Consider the following 18,084-nt stretch of genomic DNA (forward strand, 5'->3'; position numbering starts at 1 on the left):
TATCGGCCCTGCAGCGCCATGACAGGCCTGTCAGCGGGTATGCCGGTGGCGACCTAGTAGAATCGGGCGGCGCTGCGTTCCGGGGAACCGGAGCGCGTGCACCTCATCAATTTTGGAGTGGGCATGGCCTGGAACACCCCTGGTAGCGGTTCGGGAGACAACGGTGGCGGCAGCGGATCGGGCGGGGGACGCAATTCCTGGAAGCCAGGCCGCGGCGCCGCGGACAACCTGCTGGAGCGGCTACGCACCCTGCTGGCCGGTGGCGGTGGCAGCAATCCGCTGCGCTGGATCGGGCTGATCGTCGTCCTGGTCCTGGCCTTCAGCAGCTTCCAGCTGGTGGGCGAGCAGCAGCGCGGGGTGGTCCTGCGCTTTGGCCAGTTCGCCCGCATCATGCAGCCCGGCCCCAACTTCAAGTGGCCCTGGCCCATCGAGACCGTGCGCACAGTGGAAGTCACCACCATCCAGACCTTCAGCAATACCCTGCCGGTGCTGACCAGCGATGAGAACATCGTCAATGTCACGGTCAACGTGCAGTACCGCATCGACGATCCGCGCCAGTACCTGTATGGCACCGCCGCGGCCGACCAGGTACTGACCCAGGCCGCGCAGAGCGCGGTGCGCGAGCAGGTCGGCCGGGCCACGCTGGAGGATGTGCTGAACAAGCGCGGGCCGCTGGCCATCGCCGCCAAGGATCGCCTGCAGGCCGCGCTCAACGCCTATCGCAGCGGCATGGCCGTGACCGACCTGACCCTGCCCAACGCCCGCCCGCCCGATGAGGTCAAGCCGGCCTTCGACGACGTCAACAGTGCCCAGCAGAGCCGCGAGCGTCTGGTCAACGAGGCCCAGGCCTATGCCGCCCGCGTGGTGCCCGAGGCCCGTGGCGAAGCCGCGCGCACCCGCACCGCCGCCCAGGGCTACAAGGAGGCCGCCATCGCCAACGCGCAGGGCGATGGCGATCGCTTCACCCTGCTGCAGCAGCAGTACGCCGCCGCCCCGGAGACCACCCGCAAGCGCCTGTGGCTGGAGACGTTGGAACAGGTGCTGGCGCACAACCGCAAGGTCGTGGGCGGCGACGCTCGCCAGCTGATCTACGTGCCGATGGACGGCAACGCCCAGGCCCAGCTGCCACCGGCCACCAGCCTGCCGCGCCTGCCGGCCGAGACCTATCTGCCGCCGCTGGAGGGCACCGGCAGCAACGCCGCCGGCAGTTCGGGCAGCGACATCGTGCGTCCGGCCCGACCCAGCGGCCGCGAGGAGGCCCGCCCATGAAGACTTCCGCGACCGTGGCCCTGATCGTGGCCGTCCTGCTGGCGCTGATGGGCTCGGTGTTCGTGGTGCGCGAAGACCAGACCGCGATGGTGCTCAACCTGGGCCGCGTGGTCCGCGCCGACCTCAAGCCGGGCCTGCACTTCAAGCTGCCGGTCGTGGAAACCGCGCGGGTGTTCGACCGCCGTTTCCGGATCATGGACACCACCCCCGAGCGTTACTTCACCAGCGAGCAGAAGGACGTGTCGGTGGACTTCTTCGCGATCGGCTACATCTCCGATGTGCGTGCCTACTACCGCGCCACCGGCGGGCTCGAGGACGTGGCCGACAAGCGCCTGGCGCCGATCATCACCAACTCGCTGCGCAACGAGATCAACTCGCGCACGCTGACCCAGCTGGTCTCCGGTGACCGCAGCGAGATCATCGCCGGCCAGCTCAAGGGGATCAACGCGGCGATCAAGAACCTCGGCATGCAGCTGGTGGACATCCGCCTCAAGCAGATCGACCTGCCGCAGGACAGCAAGGTGCTCAGCGAGGTCTACGACCGCATGCGTGCCCAGCGCCAGCAGGTGGCCAGCGCCCTGCGCGCCGAAGGCGAGGAACAGGCCCGCACGATCAAGGCCGAGGCCGACCGCCAGCAGGTGGTGATCGCCGCCGAGGCCGAGCGCGATGCGCAGCGCCTGCGCGGTGAAGGCGACGCCCAGGCCGCCCAGCTCTATGCCAGGGCCAGCGCCACCGATCCTGGCTTCTACGCCTTCTATCGCAGCCTGGAGGCGTATCGCAATTCCTTCTCCGACGGCAATGCGGTGATCGTGCTGGACAAGAACGATCCGTTCCTGCAGTACATGAAGAGTGATCGTTGATCATCTGATCGGCTGATCCAGTGGCGCGGGCGCCTTGGGCGCGCCGCGTTGCGTCACCAGGTTCCGCGGTGGTCCGCGCCGCCGAAAACCCGGATAATGCACAAAAGCCGGCCGGGCGCTTCCCACCAGAAGCACCCCCCGGCTTTTTCCGTGTCCCGGGGCACGGCGCCGCACGCGGCATGCCCCGACGGCGTGCCGGCCCACGTGCGCAACGCCGGTCCCGGGCAGCGCGGTCCAGGTCCGCGGCCCCGATGGCCGCAACAAGAACAGGAGTACCGGTCATGGGTCAGTCAGTGGTGGTGTTGGGCGCCCAGTGGGGCGATGAAGGCAAGGGCAAGATCGTCGATCTGCTCACCGAGGAGATCGGCGCGGTGGTGCGCTTCCAGGGCGGCCACAATGCCGGCCATACCCTGGTCATCAATGGCAAGAAGACCGTGCTGCACCTGATCCCGTCCGGGATCCTGCGCGATGACGCGCTGTGCCTGATCGGCAATGGCGTGGTGATCAGCCCGGCGGCGCTGAAGAAGGAAATCGACGAGCTGGAAACCTCGGGCGTCGAAGTGCGTTCGCGCCTGAAGATCTCCCCGGCCGCGCCGCTGATCATGCCCTACCACATCGCCCTGGATCAGGCCCGCGAGAAGGCCGCCGGCGGCAAGGCCATCGGCACCACCGGCCGCGGCATCGGCCCGGCGTACGAGGACAAGGTCGCCCGCCGCGGCATCCGCGTGGCCGACCTGCGCTATCCCAGGCAGCTGGAAGAACTGCTGCGCACCGCGCTGGACTACCACAACTTCGTGCTGACCCATTACCTGAAGACCGACGCGGTCGACTTCCAGAAGACCTACGACGAAGCCCTGGCCTTCGGCGAATACGTCGAGCCGATGAAATCCGACGTGGCCGGCATCCTCCACGACCTGCGCAAGCAGGGCAAGCGGGTGTTGTTCGAAGGTGCCCAGGGCGCGCTGCTGGACATCGACCACGGCACCTATCCGTACGTCACCAGCTCCAACACCACCATTGGCGGCGCACTGGCCGGCACCGGGGTGGGCGCGCAGTCGATCGACTACGTGCTGGGCATCGCCAAGGCCTACGCCACGCGCGTGGGCGGTGGCCCGTTCCCGACCGAGCTGGACGACGAGATCGGCCAGGGCATCCGCGACCGCGGCGCCGAGTACGGTGCCTCGACCGGACGCCCGCGTCGCTGCGGCTGGATGGACATCGTCGCGCTCAAGCGCGCGGTGGCCATCAACGGCATCTCCGGCCTGTGCATCACCAAGCTGGACGTGCTGGACGGCATGGACAAGCTGAAGATCGCCATCGCCTACCAGTACCGTGGCAAGCGCACCGAGTACGCGCCGCTGGACGCGCAGGGCTGGGACCAGATCACCCCGGTGTACCTGGAGTTCCCCGGCTGGAGCGAGAACACCCACGGCATCACCGAGTGGGACAAGCTGCCGGCCGCCGCCCGCGCCTACCTGCGCGCGCTGGAAGAACTGGCCGGCTGCCCGATCAGCATCGTCTCCACCGGCCCGGACCGCGACCACACGATGGTGCTGCAGGATCCGTTTGCCTGACGTTTGACGCTGGACCGACGCCGCAGAGGTCCCGGCGGGAGCCGGGGCTTCTTCCTGGCCAGTTCCGGCTTGCGTTTGACTTGGCGCCTGGCCTTCGTCTGAATCGTGCCTTGGCCCGGCGAGCGTTCAACTTGCCCACTACAGCAGGCCCCACATGAGCAATCCCCTGGGCATCCGCCCGCTCGTTGCACACATGCCCGAATCGCAGATCCGCGAAGTGGCCAATGCCGGTCTCGGCGTGGCCGGCGTGTTGCCGTTCTGGTTCGGCGAATCGGACATGCCCACCACGCCGGAGGTCACCGCTGCGGCGACCGCGGCGCTGGCGCGCGGCGAGACGTTCTATTCGCACAACCTCGGCCTGCCCGAGCTGCGCCAGGCCATCGCCGGCTACGCCTCGGCGCTGCACGGGCCGATCGGCGCCGACCGCATCGCGGTGACCTCCTCGGGCGTCAATGCGCTGATGATCGCCAACCAGCTGCTGCTGGAGGCCGGCGACGAAGTGGTGGTGATCACCCCGGTATGGCCCAACCTGGTCTGGCAGCCACGCCTGCTCGGCGCGCAGGTGCGCGAGGTGAGCCTGGCCCCGACCGCCGATGGCTGGCAGCTGGAGATCGAGCAACTGCTGGCCGCGATCACCCCCGCCACGCGCCTGCTGATCCTGAGTTCGCCCAACAACCCGACCGGCTGGACGCTGACCGGCGCCGAGCAGCAGCGCATCCTCGACCATTGCCGCCACACCGGCACCTGGATCCTGGCCGACGAGGTCTATGAGCGCCTGTACTACGTGCCCGGTGCCACGGCCGCGCCGAGTTTCCTGGACATCGCGCAGGCCGCCGATCGCCTGATCGTGGTGCAGAGCTTTTCCAAATCCTTCCTGATGACCGGCTGGCGGCTGGGCTGGCTGGTCGTGCCGGCGTCGCTGGTGCGCCAGGTCGGGGTGCTGATCGAATACAACACTTCGTGCGCGCCGGTATTCGTGCAGCGCGCCGGCCTGGCCGCCATCGACAACGCGGCCACCGTGGCACCGCTGGTGGCGCATCTGCGGCAGTGCCGCGACACCCTGGTCAAGGCGCTGGCGCCGCTGCCCGGGGTGCAGGTCATCCCCGCCGATGGCGGCATGTACGTGCTGCTACGCGTGCAGGGCCACGACGACTCGCTGGCCCTGGCCAAGCGGCTGGTGGTCGAAGCCAGGCTGGGCCTGGCCCCGGGCAGCGCCTTCGGCAGCGCCGGCGAAGGCTGGCTGCGCTGGTGCTTCGCCTCGCGCGAGCTGGGACGGCTGGAAGAAGGCGCGGCGCGGCTGCAGAAGTTCCTGGTGGGGTGAGCGCGACATGCGCATCCTGATCGTCGAAGACTCCCAGACCCTGTCCGAGGCACTGGATCGACGCCTGCGCCAGGAGGGCTATGCCTGCGACATCGCGGCCGACGGCGTGGCGGCGCTGGAATTCCTGCACCGCTATCGCTACGACGCGATCGTCCTGGATCTGATGCTGCCGCGACTGGACGGCTTCGGCGTGCTGCGCCAGATGGGGCGCGAGAGCGGGGCCGCGCCGGTGCTGGTGCTGTCGGCGCGCGAGCTGGTCGATGACCGGGTCAATGCGCTGGACGCCGGTGCCGACGATTACCTGGTCAAGCCCTTCGCGCTGGACGAGTTGCTGGCGCGGCTGCGCGCGCTGGTGCGTCGCCCCGCGCAACGCGACGCGCCGGTGCTGCGCCATTGCGAACTGGAAGTGGACCCGCGCGCGCGCGCCGCCCGCTGGCGTGGGCAGGACCTGCGCCTGACCCCCAAGGAATACGGATTGCTGGAACTGCTGTTGCGTCGGCAGGGTGCCACGCTGTCCCGTACCCAGATCTTCGAGCATCTCTACGACAGCCGCAGTGATGCCTCGGACAAGGTCGTGGAGGTCATCGTCAGCACCCTGCGCACCAAGCTGGCACGCCATGGCATCGGCGATCTGATCCAGACCCGGCGCGGCTTCGGCTATGTTTTCGATGAGCCGTTGAAGACGCACCTGCCTTGAACGCGCCATCGACGCCGGGCGCAGGCTCGCCGCCCTCCTGGTCATTGCATCGCCAGCTGGCGGTGGGCCTGGCGCTGAGCATCGGCTGCGTGTTCGGCGTGCTGTTCCTGGCGCTGGATTACTGGATCGACCGGGAGATCTACCAGCGCATGGACCTGGCGCTGCTGGAGCGCGCCGGGGCGGTGGGCCGGGTGCTGCAGGAGCAGGACCTGCGCGAGCTGGAACGGCTCATGCCCGAGTACGAGTCCGAGCGGCACACCGAATTCTTCACCGTGTTCGATGCCCATGGCCGCAGCCTGCTGCTGTCACCCAACAGCGCCGGCAGCGCGCTGTCGATGGGCCCCGAAGGCAGCGGCACGCCGCGCTATTTCGACCTGGTGCTGCCCGATGGCCATGCCGGCCGGGCGCTGGCCACGCGCCTGCCGTCGCGCTCGTCCGATGCCGCGCCGCGGGTGCTGGTGGTGGCCACCGAGCGCGAGAACTGGGACCGCACCGAGGGGCGCATTCATTTCGCCCTGCTGGGCGGGATCGTGCTGGCCCTGGTACTGGCCGTCGGCCTGGGCCTGCTGGTGGTCCGGCATGTGATTACCCTGTTGTACCGGGCCGGCGCCAGGGTCGCGGCGCTGGACGCCGAAGCCCCCATGCAGCCCATCGGCGACGACTTTCCCAGCGAGCTCAAACCTTTCGCCGAGGCCTTCAACACCGGCCTGCAGCGCCTGTATGCGGCGATCGCACGCGAACGCCGCTTTGCCCGGGACGTGGCCCATGAGCTGCGCACCCCGCTGGCCGAGATCCGCGTCAGCGCCGAAGCCGCACTGGCCGATGCCGATCCGGCCCAGGCCCGGCGCAGCCTGCGCGCGGCCGTCCAGGCCAGCACGCGCATGCAGCGCAGCGTCGATGCGCTGCTGCTGCTGGCCCGGCTCGAATCCGGCCAGGCTGCGATCGCACCCGATCCGCTGGACCTGGCCGACCTGGTCGCTGGGCTGGTCGCGGCCCTGCACGAGCTGGCGCTGGCGCGCGCGATCACGGTCCACACCGAGCTGCCACCGTCGGCCTGGGTACAGAGCGATCTGGGCATCGTCGAGCGGATCGTGTCCAACCTGTTGCGCAACGCGCTGGAGTATTCGCCCGAAGGCGGGCAGGTGGTGTGCCGCGTGCGCCGCGAAAGCGCGGGCTGGTTGCTGATCATCGACAACCCCGCGCCGGACCTGGAGGCGGCCGACCTGGAGCACTTCGGTCATCGGTTCTGGCGCAAGCATCCCGAAGGCGGCACCGCGCACCATGCCGGCCTGGGCCTGGCCTTGACCCATGGCCTGGCCCAGGCGCTGGCGCTGCCGCTGCGCTTCGATCTGGACGGCGGCCGGTTGTCGGTGCGGCTGGGGCCGTGGCCGGCGCTGTAGCGCTGTAGACCGCGCCGGGCAGGGCCGGCCGCAGCGGCGGATCGCGCCGCACCAAAGCTTGGCCAAAGCTTGGCTCGGCAGGATGTCGGTCCCCGTCCATGTCCGATCGACCTCGATGCGCCACTTGTCCATTGGTTTTCCGGTGCAGGCCCGCAGCCCCCATGCGGCGGTCCGGCCATGAGCCCGGCTCCCCCAGGTCGGGCGCGCCGGCGCCGGCCGCTGATCTGGCTGGCCGCTGCGGTGGTGCTGGCCGCGGTGCTCGCGGTGTGGCTGTGGCCTTCGCGTGCGCCGGACAGCGTTGCGCCGGCGCCGCCGGCCGCCAGTGCCGAGGGCGGCGTGGATCTGACCGACGCCCAGATCCGCAACCTGGGCATCGAAAGCGCCGCGGTCGCGGCCGCCACCGAGCTGCCGTTGCCCGGCTTGCCGGCCCAGGCCGCCGCGCCGCTGGAGGCCAGCGCGCAGGTGGCGGTGCCGTATGCCGGGGTGGTCACCCGCATCCTGGTCGACGAAGGCGGCTCGGTGCGCAAGGGCCAGCCGCTGGCACGGCTGCAGAGCATTGACCTGCTGACCGCGCAGGCCGACCTGGCCCGGGCACGCAGCGAGGCGGCGGCGGCTTCGCAGCAGGCGCGCCGGGACGCGGCGCTGCTGGCCGAGGGCATCATCGCCGCTTCGCGCAACGAGCAGAGCCAGGCCCGCGCCAGCGCCGCCGAAGGTGCGCGCCGCCAGGCCGAGGGCGCGTTGTCGCACGTGGGCACCGCGACCGGCGGCCAGCCCGGCGAATACGCCTTGCTGGCGCCGATCTCCGGCACGGTGCTGCGCCGGATGGTCGCCCCCGGGCAGGCGCTGGCGGCGCTGGAGCAAGCCTTCGTCATCGCCGAGCCCGGCCCGCTGGACGTGACCTTCACCGCACCGGTGCGGGTCCGCAATGCGCTGGCGCCAGGCCTGGAAGTGCGCCTGCCCGATGGTGGCAGCGCGCGCGTGGTCGCGGTCGGCGCCGACACCGATCCGGCCAGCCAGAGCCTGCGCGTGCGTGCCCGGGTGGACGATGCGACGCCCGCGGCCGGCTACGCGGCGGGCCAGCAGTTCAGCGTGACCTTGCTGTTGCCGGCCCCGGCCGGCACCTGGGCCGTGCCCACTGCCGGGTTGCTGCCTTCCGGACAGGGCCAGGTGCTGTACCGGCGCGATGGCCGTCACTTCCGCGCGGTGCCGGTGCAGGAACTGCTCGGCGGCGATGAAGCCATCAGCATCGTCCGCGCCGATGGGCTCGGTCCCGGCGCGCAGGTGGTGACCCGCGGCACGGCGCTGCTCAAGTCGCTGATCCCGGCGGAGTGACGCCAGCCATGCTTTCCCGGCTCATTGAATTCTCGCTGCGCCAGCGCGTGCTGGTGCTGCTGGCTGCCGTCGCGCTGGCCGGCGCCGGCGTCGCCGCGTTCCTCAGTCTGCCGATCGATGCCTATCCGGACATCTCGCCGACCCAGGTCAAGTTGATCCTCAAGGCGCCGGGGATGACCCCGGAAGAGGTCGAGTCGCGGGTCATCTCGCCGCTGGAGATGGAGCTGCTGGGCGTGCCGCAGGGCGTGATGCTGCGCTCCACCGCCAAGTACGCCATCGCCGACATCACCCTGGACTTCGCCGAGGGCAGCGACATCTACTGGGCCCGCCAGCAGGTCGCCGAGCGCTATGGCAACGTCGCGCCGAACCTGCCCGCCGACGTCAGCGGCGGCCTGGCGCCGATCTCCACGCCGCTCTCGGACGTGTTCATGTTCACCATCGAGGGCGGCGGGCTGTCCCTGGCCGAACGCCGCAGCCTGCTCGACTGGACCCTGCGCCCGGCGCTGCGCACGCTGCCCGGCGTGGCCGACGTCAACGTGCTCGGCGGCCAGGCGCGCAGCTTCACCGTGATCCCCGATCGCGCGCGGCTGTCGGCGGCCGGGCTGCACTTTCGCGACGTGATCGACGCGATCGGGCGCAACAACCGCAATGATGGCGCCGGCCGCGTCGATGCCGGCGAGGACACCCTGATCGTGCGCGCCGAGGGCGCGATCCACACCCTGGAGGACCTGTCGCGGATCGTGATCCGCCCCGGCCCGGCGCCGGTGCGGATCGGCGATGTAGCCCAGGTGCGCACCGATGCGCTGACCCGCTATGGCGCGGTCAGCCGCGACGGCGCCGGCGAGGCGGTGGAGGGCATCGTGGTGGCCCTGCGCGGTGCCGATGCCTCGACCCTGGTGCAGGCCATCCGCACGCGCCTGGACGAGCTGGCGCCCAGCCTGCCGGCCGGGGTCAAGGTGGTGCCCTTCTACGACCGCAGCACCCTGATCACGCGCGCGGTCAGCACCGTCGAGCACGCGCTGATCGAAGCCACCGTGCTGGTGGTGATCCTGCTGCTGCTGTTCCTGGGCGAGTTCCGCGCCGCGCTGGTGGTGGCCCTGATGGTGCCCTTCGCCACGCTGGGCACGTTCCTGCTGATGCGCCTGACCGGCATGAGCGCCAACCTGATGAGCCTGGGCGGCCTGGCGATCGCCATCGGCATGCTGGTCGATGCGGCGGTGGTGGTGGTCGAGAACGCGGTCAGCCGGCTGGCCCCCGATGCGCCCGGCGCCCACCTGCCGCGCGTGCACCGGGTGTTCGCGGCCGCACGCGAGGTCGCCACGCCGGTGGCCGCCGGCATCCTGATCATCTGCCTGACCTTCATGCCGCTGCTCACCCTGCAGGGGCTGGAGGGCAAGCTGTTCGCACCGGTGGCGCTGACCATCGTGTTCGCACTCGGCGCCTCGCTGCTGCTGTCGCTGACGCTGGTGCCGGTGCTGGCCTCGCTGCTGCTCAAGGAGCGCGCGCACAGCGAACCGTGGCTGATGCGCCAGGCCGACCGGCTGTACCGGCCGCTGCTGGAGCAGGCGCTGGGCCATCCCGGGCGCGCGGTGGCGCTGGCGGTGGTCGCGCTGGTGCTTGGCGCCGCCGCCTACCTGGGCACCGGCAAGACCTTCATGCCGACCATGGACGAGGGCGACATCCTGCTGCAGTTGCAGAAGCCCGCCTCGATCGGCCTGCAGCGTTCGCTGGAGATCGATCTGGCAGTGGAAAAGGCCATCGCCGCCAACGTGCCGGAGGTGCAGCACAGCATCGGCCGGGTCGGCTCGGACGAGCTGGGCCTGGACCCGATGGGCCTGAACGAGACCGACCTGTTCATGCAGCTCGCCCCGCGCGAGCAGTGGCGGGTCAACGACAAGGCCTGGCTCACCGACCGCATCCGCGAACAGATGGCCGCCTTCCCCGGCCTGGACTTCGGCTTCACCCAGCCCATCGAGATGCGCGTGTCGGAGATGCTCACCGGCAGCCGCGGCGATGTGGCGATCAAGGTGTTCGGGCCGGATCTGTCCACCCTGGGCGAGCTGGCCCAGCGCATCGCCGCGGCCGTCGAGCGGGTTCCCGGCGCGCAGGACGTGCTGACCCAGTCCACCGACGGCGTGGAGTACCTGCAGGTGAAGGTGGATGCACAGGCGGCCGGACGCGCCGGCCTGGCGGTGACCGACGTGCAGGACGAGCTGCGCGCGCAGCTGGAAGGGGTGCCGGCCGGCATCGTGATCGAGCCCGACCGGCGCACCCCGATCCTGGTGCGCGGCGATGCACAGGTGCGCGGTTCGGCGGCGCGGTTCGGGGAGCTGCAGCTGGCCCGCGGCGATGCCGGGCAAGTGCCGCTGGCCGCCCTGGCCACGATCGCCTCGACCTCCGGGCCGGTCCAGGTGCGGCGCGAGAACGGCTCGCGCTTCTCGCTGATCCAGTCCAACGTCAGCGGCCGCGACCTGGTCGGCTTCGTCGAGGAGGCGCGCGCTGCGGTCGCGCGCGATGTGCCGCTGCCGCCGGGCTACCGGCTGGCCTGGGGCGGCCAGTTCGAGAACCAGCAGCGCGCCGCCGCGCGCCTGGGGCTGGTGGTGCCGGTCGCGCTGGGGCTGATCTTTCTGGTGTTGTTCATGACCTTCGGCTCGGTGCGCCAGGCCCTGCTGATCCTGGGCAATGTGCCGTTCGCGATGGTCGGCGGGATCCTGGCGCTGTGGCTGGCCGGGCAGTACCTGTCGGTGCCGGCCTCGGTGGGCTTCATCGCGCTGCTCGGCATCGCCGTGCTCAACGGCCTGGTCCTGGTGTCGCATTTCAACCAGCTGCACGCGCTCGGCCATCCGCTCGAACATGTCGTGCGCGAGGGCGCCTGGCGCCGGCTGCGCCCGGTGCTGATGACCGCCACCATCACCGCCTTCGGCCTGGTGCCGCTGCTGCTGGCCAGCGGCCCGGGCTCGGAGATCCAGCGTCCGCTGGCGATCGTGGTGATCGGCGGGCTGGTGACCTCCACCGCGCTGACCCTGCTGCTGTTGCCGGTGATGTACCGCCGTTACGGCCAGCCGCCGGCGCCGGCGTCCCGACCGCCGTCCACGCCCGCGGCGCCCAGCACGGAACTGCACCCATGAGCCTGCCCGGCGAAGACCACGTTGCGCACCGCCAGGCCACACCGGGGGCCGGGTTGGTCCGCCTGAACCTGGTGTTTCCGCCCAGCCTGGAGGATGCGGTGACCGAGGCGTTGCTCGCCGGCCCGGCGCTTCCCGGCTTCACCCTGTTCCATGCCGAAGGCCACACCAGCGACTTCAGCCGCGCCTCGGCCAGCGAACGGGTGCGCGGCCGGGTCGAGCGCCGCGTGCTGTGGGTGGTGATCGAATACGCGCGCCTGGATGAGGTGCTGTCCGTGCTGCACGCGCGGGTCGCATCGACCGAGGTGCGCTGGTGGGCTGAGCCGGTGATCGCCTCCGGGAGGCTGGCATGAGCCCGCTGCAGCGCCTGCTGGTGGCCGTGCTGGCGTCGCTGCCGGCCGCCGCGCTGGCCCAGGATTACCTGCCGCCCGAACACCTGGTCGGCATCGCCCTGGAGGCCCAGCCGAACGTGCGCGCGGCCATGGCCCGGGCCGGCGCGGCCACCGCCAATGCCCGTGCGCTGTCGGTGGGAAGCCATGAATTCGAGGCCAGCGTGATCCCGCAATACCGGACCACCGACGCCGACGGCGACTTCCGCGAATGGGAAGCCCTGCTCAGCCGTCGCATCCGCCTGCCCGGCAAGGCCCGGCTGGACCGCCAGATCGGCGACCACACCCGCAGCGCCGCCGATCTGCGCCTGGACGATGCCGAACACCAGGCGGCGCGGCGCCTGCTGGAGCTGTGGATGGGCTGGCTGGGCAGTTCGGTCACCGCCGAGGAAACCGCGGCCCAGCAGGCGCTGCTGGTCCGCGAACGCGATGCGCTGGCACGCCGCGTGGCCCTGGGCGATGCCGCGCAGCGCGACCTGGAGCTGTTCGAGGCCGAGCGCGCGCAACTGGCGGTGCAGGCGCTCGGCGCGCGCGCCGCCGCGATCGCCGCCCGGCAGGCGCTGGCCGCCGAATTCCCGCAGATTCCCCTGCCGGAACGGGCCCCGGCGTTGCCCGAACCGGTGGCCTTGCCCGGCGACGTCCGGTCCTGGCGCGAACTCATCATCGCCCGCAGCCATGAGATCGGCATCGCCATGGAGGACGCCACCCGGCAGTCGCTGGTCGCCGCGCGTGCCCGCGCCGACCGCCGGCCCGACCCCAGCGTCGGCGTGCGGGTGATGTCCGACCGCAGCAACGACGAACGCGCCATCGGCCTGGTCCTGAGCATCCCGATCGGCAGCACCTATCGCAGCGCACAGGCCGCCGCCGAGAGCGCCAACGCCACCGCCGCCGAAGCCGACGCCGATGCCGTGCGCCTGATGATCGAGCAGGCGGCATGGGCCACCGCCCAGGCCGCGCAGGACCGCATGGTGCAGTGGCAACTGCAGCAGCAGTCCCTGGCCGCCCAGACCGCCGCCAGCACCCGCACCCGCCGCGCCTGGGAGCTGGGCGAGACCGCCCTGAGCGAGTACCTGCTGGCCCAGCGCAACCAGCGCCAGGCCCAGCTGGCCGAGGCCCTGGCGCGGGTGCAGGCCCTGCAGGCGATCCTGCTGGTGCGCGTGGACACCCACGAGCTCTGGCATCCGGAACTGGCCTCGGCCCAGCCGCATGCCGGCGGCGAACCCGCGCGATGAGCGGCGTCCAGACCCGCGCCCGGCTGCGCGTCTGACGCCTGCCGAAGATCCGGCAAGGCTGAAGCAGCAGCAGCGCTGAGTTTTCAGCCAACCGCCGCAAACAAGGGCCCCGCATCGCGAGGCCCCTGCTTTTCGCGTGCCTTGGCGCGGCGTGGATGGCTCAGGAGTCGAGGCAGCCGGTAAACTCGCGGCTCAAACCATGCGGCCTGGATGTCTCTCACGGCACTGTGCTGCTCGTCCGGGGAACGAGGCTGTCATGCACGTCAAGGAAAGCACCATCGAGCAGGAGCTGATCGAGAAGCTCGGCGAGCTCAAGTACACCCTGCGACCTGACATCCGCGACCGTGCGGCCATGGAACGCAACTTCCGCGAGAAATTCGAGGCGCTGAACCGCGTCAGCCTGACCGATGCCGAGTTCCAGCGCCTGCTCGATGAGATCGTCACCCCGGACGTGTTCACGGCCGCCCATACGCTGCGCCACCGCAACGCGTTCACCCGCGACGACGGCACCCCGCTCAACTACACGCTGGTGAACATCAACGACTGGTGCAAGAACGATTTCGAAGTCGCCAGCCAGTTCCGCATCAACACCGACTACAGCTACCACCGCTACGACGTGCTGCTGCTCATCAACGGCGTGCCTGCCGTGCAGATCGAGCTGAAGACCCTGGGCATCAACCCGCGCCGGGCGATCGAGCAGATCGTCGAGTACAAGAACGATCCCGGTAACAGCTATACCCGCACGCTGCTGTGTTTCATCCAGCTGTTCATCGTCAGCAACCGCGACTTCACCTACTACTTCGCCAACAACAACGCGCGCCACTTTGCGTTCAACGCCGACGAGCGGTTCCTGCCGATCTACCAGTACGCCGCGCCGGACAACACCAAGATCAACGGCATCGACGCCTTCGCCGAAGCGTTCCTGGCCAAGTGCACACTGGGGCAGATGATCAGCCGCTACATGGTGCTGGTGGCCAGCGAGCAGAAGCTGTTGATGATGCGGCCCTACCAGATCTACGCGGTCAGGAACATCGTCGAGTGCATCGACAAGAACCTTGGCAACGGCTACATCTGGCACACCACCGGCAGCGGCAAGACGCTCACCAGCTTCAAGGCCTCCACCCTGCTCAAGGCCAACCCCGCCATCGAGAAGTGCCTGTTCGTAGTGGACCGCAAGGACCTTGATCGCCAGACCCGCGAGGAATTCAACCGCTTCCAGCAAGGCTGCGTCGAGGAAAACACCAACACCGGCGCACTGGTGCGTCGCATGCTTTCCGACGATGCGGCCGACAAGGTCATCGTCTGCACCATCCAGAAGCTCGGCCTGGCGCTGGACGAAAACAGCAGGCGCAACAAAGGTCGCGAAAAGGGTGGTCTTGCCAGCCACAGAGAGCAGCTTGCGGCGCTGCGCGACAAGCGCATCGTCTTCATCTTCGACGAATGTCACCGCTCGCAGTTCGGCGACAACCACCAGGCCATCAAGGAATTCTTCCCCAAGGCCCAGCTGTTCGGTTTCACCGGCACGCCGATCTTCGAGGCCAACGCCAGCTACAAGCGCATCGAGGGCGAGGAACAGACGCTCAAGACCACGCAGGACCTGTTCCAGCACTCCCTGCACGAATACACCATCACCCACGCCATCGAAGACCGCAACGTCCTGCGCTTCCACGTGGACTACTACAAGCCTGAGAAGGGCGGGCCCGACGGCAAACGGCCGCCCACGCCCGGCGAAACGCTGGCCAAGCGCGCCATCGTCGACGCCATCCTGGCCAAGCACGACGCCGCCACCGGCGGGCGCCGCTTCAACGCCCTGCTCGCCACCGCGTCGATCAACGACGCCATCGAGTACTTCAGGCTGTTCGAGTCCGCGCAGGCCGAGAAGCAACAGGCCGACCCGCACTGGCAGCCGCTCAACATCGCCGCGGTGTTCTCCCCGCCGGCCGACGTCAGCGCCGATGTCAGGCAACTGCAGGAAGACCTGCCGCAGGAGCAAGCGGACAACCGGCACGACCCCGAGGCCAAGAAGAACGCGCTCAAGGCCATCATCGCCGAGTACAACGCGCGCTTTTCCACCAACCATCGCATCGAGGAGTTCGACGTCTACTACCAGGACGTGCAGCAGCGCATCAAGGACCAGCAGTTCCCCAACGCCGACCTGCCGCACAAGGGCCGCGAAAAGCTCGACATCGTGATCGTGGTGGACATGCTGCTCACCGGCTTTGACAGCAAGTACCTCAACACCCTGTACGTGGACAAGAACCTCAAGCACCACGGCCTGATCCAGGCGTTCAGCCGCACCAACCGCGTGCTCAACGACACCAAGCCCTACGGCAACATCCTCGACTTCCGCGGCCAGCAGAAGGAAGTGGACGCGGCCATCGCGCTGTTCTCCGGCGCCAAGGCCGACACCGCCCGCGAAATCTGGCTGGTGGACAGCGCGCCGGTGGTCATCGACAGGCTGAAGGACGCGCGCGACAGGCTCGACCGCTTCATGGCCTCGCAGGGCCTCACCGGCAAGGCGGGCGACGTCGCCAACCTCAAGGGCGATGCGGCCCGCGCCGCCTTCGTCGAGCACTTCAAGCAGGTGCAGAAGCTCAAGGTGCAGCTGGACCAGTACACCGACCTGGACGAGGAGCAGAAGCAGCAGATCGAGGCCGTCCTGCCGCGCGATGAGCACAACGCCTTCCGCGGCGCCTATCTGGAGACCGCGCAGCGGCTGCGCGCCCAGCAGGCAAAGTCGTCAGGGCAGAAGGACGGGGCGGCCAACGAACAGATCGACCAGCTCGATTTCGAGTTCGTGCTGTTTGCCTCCAGCACCATCGACTACGACTACATCATGAAGCTGATCGCCGACTACTCGGCCAAGACCCCCGGCAAGGCCAGCATGAGCCGCGAGCAGCTGATCGGCCTGATCGCCTCTGATGCCAAGTTCATGGACGAACGCGAGGACATCAGCGAGTACGTGCGCGGCCTCAAGGCCGGCGAAGGGCTCAACGAGGCCGCCATCCGCGCCGGCTACGAACGTTTCAAGCAGGACAGGGCGGCGCAGGACATGGCCGCGCTGTCGGAAAGACACGGCCTGCCCGTGACCGCACTGCAGGCCTTCGTCGATGCCATCCTGGCCCGCCGCATCTTCGATGGCGAACAGCTCACCGAGCTGCTGGCACCGCTCGACCTGGGCTGGAAGGCGCGCACGCAGAAGGAGCTGGCGCTGATGGGCGATCTGCTGCCATTGCTGAAGAAGCGGGCCGGTGGGCGTGAGATCGCCGGGCTCAAGGCATACGAGGATTGATGATGGCGAAGCAGGGAAACTCAACGGCGGTGCCGAGGCTGCGGTTTCCGGAGTTTCGGAATGCTGAGGCGTGGAAAGAAAAAAAGCTGGGGGAGTTGATCGAGACGGTCAGCCCGCCGTCGAAGTTGCCATCGTCGAGCTATCTGGCGACGGGCAAGTTTCCAATCGTCGACCAATCCCAAGACGCGATCTGTGGATGGACTGACGACGCGCAGGCCCTGGTGGAAGAGCCGCTGCCACTTATCGTCTTTGGCGACCATACCTGCGCCATAAAGTTGGTTGAGATGCCGTTCGCGCAAGGCGCAGATGGCATCAAGATACTGGCAGCCAAACCAGTGGTTGCGATCGAATACTTGTTCCATTCGCTCAACCACCAACCGTTAGTAATGGAAGACTACAAACGCCATTTTTCTGTGTTGAAGGAGCGGCGAGTTTTCTTTCCAAGCGTCGAATCTGGCGAGCAGCAAAAGATCGCCGACTGCCTGACTTCGCTGGACGAGGTGATTGCCGCGCAGGGGCGGATCGTTGCGGCGTTGAAGAAGTACAAACGCGGCCTGATGCAGCAGCTTTTCCCCCGCGAAGGCGAAACCCGCCCCCGCCTCCGCTTCCCCGAGTTCCGCGATGCGCCGGAGTGGAAGAAACTACCACTTTGCGATTTGGGTGAAATAGTCACGGGAAAGACGCCAAGCACGACTGATGCCGAGCGATGGGGTGGAGATGTTCTTTTTATCACTCCGACTGATATCAGCGAAAATAATAAATACCAAAGATCAAGTCAGAGAACCGTTGTCGCGACGCCAAAATTGAAAGTATTGCCTGCAGGTAGCATTACGTATACTTGCATTGCGTCAATAGGGAAGATGGCAATCACTGTGCGCCCGAGCATCACAAATCAGCAGATCAACTCTGTCGTAACACTTCCAACAATCAGCAATGAGTTCGTTTACTACGCTTTAGCGAATTTGACGCCATGGATAAAGTCGATACCGGCATCTTCGACTCTTGCGATTATTAATAAGAAGGATTTTTCTGGAATCGATATCTGGATCCCAGTCGATAGCTCCGAGCAGAAGGTAGTTGCCGACTGCCTGTCCTCCTTAGACACACAGATCGCCGCCGAAACCGACCAGCTCGCCGCCCTCAAGACCCACAAGCAGGGCCTGATGCAGCAGTTGTTCCCGTCGCGGGAAGTCGTCGCCGCATGGGGAAGAAGATCCTCATCCTCGCCGGCCCGAACGGCGCCGGAAAAACCACCTTCGCCCGTTCGTTTCTTCCCGAGGAGGCGCAGTGCCCGCGCTTCATCAATGCCGACCTGATCGCGGCAGGCTTGTCGCCCTTCGCACCGGACGCAGCGGCGGTGAGGGCGGGGCGGCTGATGCTGGAGGAGATCAACGCCAGCGCTGCCCGCGGTGAAAGCTTCGCGTTCGAAACCACGCTTTCCGGCGTCGGCTACCGGCGGTACATCCGGCGCTGGCGTGGATTGGGATACCACGTCAGCCTGTTCTTCCTGCGCCTGCCCGATGCAGGCACTGCCATCGCCCGTGTGGCGATGCGTGCGTCAGGGCGGCCATGACATCCCCGACGAGGTGATCC

Annotated in this window: 13 protein-coding genes; all 13 read left to right on the forward strand. The window is 68.4% G+C overall.

The genetic code is table 11. The features are described from left to right. Positions 1–123: 123 nt before the first annotated feature. The 13 genes from hflK (at position 124) to D9R12_RS06320 (ending at position 18,064) form a co-directional block, all read left to right on the forward strand. Complete coding sequence (gene hflK / locus D9R12_RS06260) at positions 124–1,269, forward strand: FtsH protease activity modulator HflK (protein ID WP_122229109.1); 1,146 nt, start codon at positions 124–126, stop codon at positions 1,267–1,269. Further along, the gene (gene hflC, locus D9R12_RS06265; protein ID WP_014160258.1) at positions 1,266–2,129 is read left to right on the forward strand and encodes a protease modulator HflC; all 864 of its coding nucleotides are present in this window, start codon (positions 1,266–1,268) and stop codon (positions 2,127–2,129) included. Before hflK ends, hflC begins: the two co-directional genes overlap by 4 nt. Positions 2,130–2,410: 281 nt before the next feature. Continuing rightward, positions 2,411–3,703 carry an adenylosuccinate synthase gene (locus D9R12_RS06270; RefSeq protein WP_014160259.1) on the forward strand — a complete coding sequence of 431 codons (1,293 nt, stop codon included), beginning with the start codon at positions 2,411–2,413 and terminating at the stop codon, positions 3,701–3,703. Between the two features lie 154 nt (positions 3,704–3,857). Continuing rightward, positions 3,858–5,024 carry a pyridoxal phosphate-dependent aminotransferase gene (locus D9R12_RS06275; RefSeq protein WP_210538797.1) on the forward strand — a complete coding sequence of 389 codons (1,167 nt, stop codon included), beginning with the start codon at positions 3,858–3,860 and terminating at the stop codon, positions 5,022–5,024. Between the two features lie 7 nt (positions 5,025–5,031). Next, positions 5,032–5,721 (forward strand): response regulator transcription factor, encoded by a 690-nt coding sequence (locus D9R12_RS06280; RefSeq protein ID WP_122229110.1) that lies wholly within the window; start codon positions 5,032–5,034, stop codon positions 5,719–5,721. After that, positions 5,718–7,121 (forward strand): sensor histidine kinase, encoded by a 1,404-nt coding sequence (locus tag D9R12_RS06285; protein WP_122229112.1) that lies wholly within the window; start codon positions 5,718–5,720, stop codon positions 7,119–7,121. The genes D9R12_RS06280 and D9R12_RS06285 overlap by 4 nt, the downstream gene beginning before the upstream one ends. A 177-nt stretch (positions 7,122–7,298) precedes the next feature. Beyond that, complete coding sequence (locus D9R12_RS06290; RefSeq protein ID WP_122229114.1) at positions 7,299–8,453, forward strand: efflux RND transporter periplasmic adaptor subunit; 1,155 nt, start codon at positions 7,299–7,301, stop codon at positions 8,451–8,453. An 8-nt stretch (positions 8,454–8,461) separates the two neighbouring features. Beyond that, positions 8,462–11,581 (forward strand): efflux RND transporter permease subunit, encoded by a 3,120-nt coding sequence (locus tag D9R12_RS06295; RefSeq protein WP_122229116.1) that lies wholly within the window; start codon positions 8,462–8,464, stop codon positions 11,579–11,581. Continuing rightward, positions 11,578–11,931, forward strand: a complete 354-nt coding sequence (locus D9R12_RS06300) for a DUF3240 family protein (RefSeq protein ID WP_014160267.1) — start codon at positions 11,578–11,580, stop codon at positions 11,929–11,931. Before D9R12_RS06295 ends, D9R12_RS06300 begins: the two co-directional genes overlap by 4 nt. Then, the gene (locus D9R12_RS06305; protein WP_122229118.1) at positions 11,928–13,199 is read left to right on the forward strand and encodes a TolC family protein; all 1,272 of its coding nucleotides are present in this window, start codon (positions 11,928–11,930) and stop codon (positions 13,197–13,199) included. Before D9R12_RS06300 ends, D9R12_RS06305 begins: the two co-directional genes overlap by 4 nt. Positions 13,200–13,455: 256 nt before the next feature. Beyond that, on the forward strand, positions 13,456–16,491 hold the full coding sequence (locus D9R12_RS06310) for a type I restriction endonuclease subunit R (RefSeq protein ID WP_122229120.1): 3,036 nt from the start codon (positions 13,456–13,458) through the stop codon (positions 16,489–16,491). 2 nt (positions 16,492–16,493) lie between these two features. After that, a complete protein-coding gene (locus D9R12_RS06315; protein ID WP_211327653.1) occupies positions 16,494–17,807 on the forward strand; it encodes a restriction endonuclease subunit S in 1,314 nt (437 codons plus the stop codon). After that, positions 17,693–18,064 carry an ATPase gene (locus D9R12_RS06320; protein ID WP_244671785.1) on the forward strand — a complete coding sequence of 124 codons (372 nt, stop codon included), beginning with the start codon at positions 17,693–17,695 and terminating at the stop codon, positions 18,062–18,064. Before D9R12_RS06315 ends, D9R12_RS06320 begins: the two co-directional genes overlap by 115 nt. Positions 18,065–18,084: the final 20 nt, after the last annotated feature.

Origin of the sequence: Pseudoxanthomonas spadix (genome assembly GCF_003703395.1) — a bacterium.
GTDB classification, from domain to species: Bacteria; Pseudomonadota; Gammaproteobacteria; order Xanthomonadales; family Xanthomonadaceae; genus Pseudoxanthomonas_A; species Pseudoxanthomonas_A spadix.

Excerpts from the sequence above, each read along its gene's own strand:
- hflK (WP_122229109.1), top strand. The coding sequence starts at position 124 with ATGGCCTGGAACACCCCTGGTAGCGGTTCGGGAGACAACGGTGGCGGC.
- hflC (WP_014160258.1), top strand. The coding sequence starts at position 1,266 with ATGAAGACTTCCGCGACCGTGGCCCTGATCGTGGCCGTCCTGCTGGCG.
- D9R12_RS06270 (WP_014160259.1), top strand. The coding sequence starts at position 2,411 with ATGGGTCAGTCAGTGGTGGTGTTGGGCGCCCAGTGGGGCGATGAAGGC.
- D9R12_RS06275 (WP_210538797.1), top strand. The coding sequence starts at position 3,858 with ATGAGCAATCCCCTGGGCATCCGCCCGCTCGTTGCACACATGCCCGAA.
- D9R12_RS06280 (WP_122229110.1), top strand. The coding sequence starts at position 5,032 with ATGCGCATCCTGATCGTCGAAGACTCCCAGACCCTGTCCGAGGCACTG.
- D9R12_RS06290 (WP_122229114.1), top strand. The coding sequence starts at position 7,299 with ATGAGCCCGGCTCCCCCAGGTCGGGCGCGCCGGCGCCGGCCGCTGATC.
- D9R12_RS06295 (WP_122229116.1), top strand. The coding sequence starts at position 8,462 with ATGCTTTCCCGGCTCATTGAATTCTCGCTGCGCCAGCGCGTGCTGGTG.
- D9R12_RS06300 (WP_014160267.1), top strand. The coding sequence starts at position 11,578 with ATGAGCCTGCCCGGCGAAGACCACGTTGCGCACCGCCAGGCCACACCG.
- D9R12_RS06305 (WP_122229118.1), top strand. The coding sequence starts at position 11,928 with ATGAGCCCGCTGCAGCGCCTGCTGGTGGCCGTGCTGGCGTCGCTGCCG.
- D9R12_RS06310 (WP_122229120.1), top strand. The coding sequence starts at position 13,456 with ATGCACGTCAAGGAAAGCACCATCGAGCAGGAGCTGATCGAGAAGCTC.
- D9R12_RS06315 (WP_211327653.1), top strand. The coding sequence starts at position 16,494 with ATGGCGAAGCAGGGAAACTCAACGGCGGTGCCGAGGCTGCGGTTTCCG.
- D9R12_RS06320 (WP_244671785.1), top strand. The coding sequence starts at position 17,693 with ATGGGGAAGAAGATCCTCATCCTCGCCGGCCCGAACGGCGCCGGAAAA.